This is a genomic window from Streptomyces sp. (genome assembly GCF_035563135.1).
In the GTDB taxonomy this organism is placed as follows: domain Bacteria; phylum Actinomycetota; class Actinomycetes; order Streptomycetales; family Streptomycetaceae; genus Streptomyces.
In genome coordinates this window covers 1-3064 of sequence record NZ_DATMVN010000824.1, presented here as the reverse complement: position 1 = coordinate 3064, position 3064 = coordinate 1, and the positions used below count along the sequence as shown (strand labels likewise).

The following is a 3064-nucleotide window of genomic DNA, read 5'->3' as shown; positions in this document are numbered from 1 at the left end:
GCCGGGGCTCACCGGCACGCCCCCGGCCTCGGACATGCCTGACGTGCGGGCGCTCGTCCCGTGGTTCGGCGACGAGCCGGCGGCCCGGCTCGCCCTCGCCCGCAGCCGGACGGACGCCGTCATCGGCGGCGGTACGCAGCGGGTCGAGGCGCGGCTGGCCGGCGGGCGTCCCGGCGAGGTGGAGGGGACGCTCACGGCGAAGGCGCCCGAGGGGATCGAGGTGAAGCTGCCGGAGCGGACGACGGTGACACGCGGCTCGCGCACCGAGGTCCCCGTGGACATCACCGTGCCGGACGGCACCCCGGCCGGCGAGTACGAGGTGCCGCTGCGCTTCGAGGGCGAGGAGCGCACCCTGACCGTCCGGGCCTTCCCGCGCACGGCGGGCCCCGATCTGCTGCGTACGGCCGAGGCGTCCTCGTCGGGCGACGAGACCCCGGACTTCCCGGCGGCGGCGGCCTCCGACGGGGACCCCGGGACCCGCTGGTCCTCACCGGCCGAGGACGGTGCCTGGTGGCAGGCCGAACTGCCCGCGCCGGTCCGCCTGGGCCAGGTCGTGCTGCGGTGGCAGGACGCCTACGCCTCCCGCTACCGCGTGCAGGTCTCCCCGGACGGCCGCACCTGGCGTACGGCGGCCACCGTGCGGGAGGGCGCGGGCGGGCACGAGTCGGTCCGGATGGACGCGAAGGACACCCGTTTCCTCAGGATCCAGGGCGACGGGCGGGCCACGCAGTACGGCTACTCGCTCTGGTCGGTCGAGGCCTACGCCGTCGCCGGACAGGAGGACCGGAAGACCCCCTGAGCCGGGGAAGCCTCTTCGGGCCGGGAGGCCCCGGGAACGCCGAAGGCCCGGTCGCTCAGGCGGAAACGCCGTCGATCCGGGCCATCACGTCCTCCGCGCCGAACGGCTGGAGGTAGGGCAGCCAGCGCGGGTCCCGGTGCCCGGTCCCGATGATCCGCCAGGCGAGCCCGCTGGGCGGCGCCGGCTGGTGGCGCAGCCGCCAGCCCAGCTCGGGCAGATGGCGGTCCGCCTTGACGTGGTTGCAGCGGCGGCAGGCCGCCACCACGTTGTCCCAGACGTGCTGCCCGCCGCGGCTGCGCGGGATGACGTGGTCCACGCTGGTCGCGGCGGCCCCGCAGTACATGCAGCGGCCGCCGTCCCTCGCGAAGAGCGCCCGGCGGGTGAGCGGAACGGGCCCCCGGTAGGGAACCCGTACGAACCGCTTGAGGCGGACGACGCTGGGCGCCGGCACGGCACGGGTGGCACTGTGCATGAAGGCGCCGGACTCCTCCAGGCAGATGGCCTTGTTCTCCAGGACGAGGACGAGCGCGCGGCGGAGAGGTACGACGCCGAGCGGCTCGTACGAAGCGTTGAGAACCAGGACGTGCGGCACGGTGGATGCCTCCTTGTACGCCGGCGACGCGTGGCTCGCGCCGGGACGATCCGGTCTCAAGTCTCTCCTCATGCCTGGTCCGAGCGCCACCACGTGCGGGTAACGGGCCGGAAGGATTTTTCTCACGGCAGGGGCGTCCGCACGTCCCGGACGCCCCGCGACAGGTGCGCCGACAGGGCGGAGGGACCCCCTGTGGAACGGGACACACCCCGTGCGGCCCCGGGTGAGACGTGTCTCTCCCTCCTCATGGCAACGTTCCGCTCCCCCCGCTTCGTTACTGTGGTTGGTCCGCTGTCGCCCCACCTGGAGGTCCCCGTCGTGTCCCTGTCCGCCCTCCTGGCCGCGGCTCCGTCCCCCGGTGCCGCGGGCTCGCTGGACGAAGCCGCCGAAAGGGCCGGGAACGCCGCAGGCTGGGTCGAGGAGAACTGGTCCACCTGGCTGAGCACCGGTCTTCGTATCATCCTCATCACCGCTGTCGCGCTCGTGCTGCGCTATCTGATCCGGCGCGCCCTGACCAATCTCATCGACCGGATGAACCGCAGCGCCCAGGCGGTGGAGGGCACGGCCCTCGGCGGCCTGCTGGTGAACGCGGAACGCCGCCGCCAGCGCTCCGAAGCCATCGGCTCCGTGCTCCGCTCGGTGACGTCGTTCCTGATCCTGGGCACCGCGGCCCTCATGATCCTGGGCGCCTTCCAGATCAATCTGGCCCCGCTGCTGGCCTCCGCGGGGGTCGCCGGTGTGGCGCTGGGCTTCGGCGCGCGCAATCTCGTCACCGACTTCCTCTCCGGCGTCTTCATGATCCTGGAGGACCAGTACGGCGTCGGCGACACGGTCGACGCGGGGGTGGCCTCCGGCGAGGTCATCGAGGTCGGCCTGCGGGTCACCAAGCTGCGCGGCGACAACGGTGAGATCTGGTACGTCCGCAACGGCGAGGTGAAGCGGATCGGCAACCTCAGCCAGGGCTGGTCCACGGCCGGTGTCGACGTCACGGTCCGCCCGACGGAGGACCTGGAACTGGTCCGCAAGGCGATCGCCGAGGCGGGCGGGACCATGACCGCGGAGGAGCCCTGGTCGGAGCGGCTGTGGGGCCCGGTGGAGATCCTCGGCCTGGACGCGGTGCTGCTGGACTCGATGACCGTACGGGTCACGGCGAAGACCATGCCGGGCAAGTCGCTGGGCGTCGAGCGCGAGCTGCGCTGGCGGATCAAGCGGGCACTGGACGCGGCCGGCATCCGGATGATCGGCCCCCTCCCCCTCCAGACCGACGGGGAGTCCACCGCCGACCCGACGGCGGCCATGGCGGCCCCCTCGGCGTACGCGTCGACGACGTCCCCGCAGTCGCTGGCGGCGACCCCCATACCGCCGCCGAACATGTCGAAGTGACCGGACACACCCGGTGCCCCCGCAGGTAACGCTTTGGTTGCCTCGGGGGCACTTCCCATTGACGGCTCCGTGACACCGCCATACCTTCCTCTCACCGACAGGAAAGTTTACTAACAGAAGGCGGCGCCGCTCATGGCCGGAACCACCCCGGGCACCCCCCGCGTTCTGCGCGCCATGAACGACCGGGCGGCCCTCGATCTCCTGGTCTCACAAGGCCCTCTCACCCGCACGCGCATCGGTGAACTGACCGGCCTGTCCAAGCCCACCGCCTCCCAGCTGCTGGCGAGGCT

Annotated in this window: 3 protein-coding genes and 1 pseudogene; 3 read left to right on the top strand and 1 reads right to left on the bottom strand. The window is 72.6% G+C overall.

From position 1 onward, the window contains the following. The coding region (locus VN520_RS36530; RefSeq protein ID WP_325751257.1) for a discoidin domain-containing protein at positions 1–799 on the top strand (799 nt) is incomplete at its 5' end. Between the two features lie 55 nt (positions 800–854). On the opposite strand, the gene VN520_RS36525 is transcribed toward VN520_RS36530, so the two are convergent. Next, positions 855–1391: an HNH endonuclease gene (locus VN520_RS36525; RefSeq protein WP_325751256.1), complete on the bottom strand. Its 537-nt coding sequence runs from the start codon at positions 1389–1391 to the stop codon at positions 855–857. A gap of 318 nt (positions 1392–1709) precedes the next feature. Between VN520_RS36525 and VN520_RS36520 the strand changes: the two genes are divergently transcribed. Both VN520_RS36520 and VN520_RS36515 read left to right on the top strand, forming a co-directional pair. Continuing rightward, complete coding sequence (locus VN520_RS36520; protein ID WP_325751255.1) at positions 1710–2774, top strand: mechanosensitive ion channel family protein; 1065 nt, start codon at positions 1710–1712, stop codon at positions 2772–2774. Between the two features lie 132 nt (positions 2775–2906). Then, positions 2907–3064 (top strand): annotated as a pseudogene (locus tag VN520_RS36515) (sugar kinase); the annotation flags it as partial.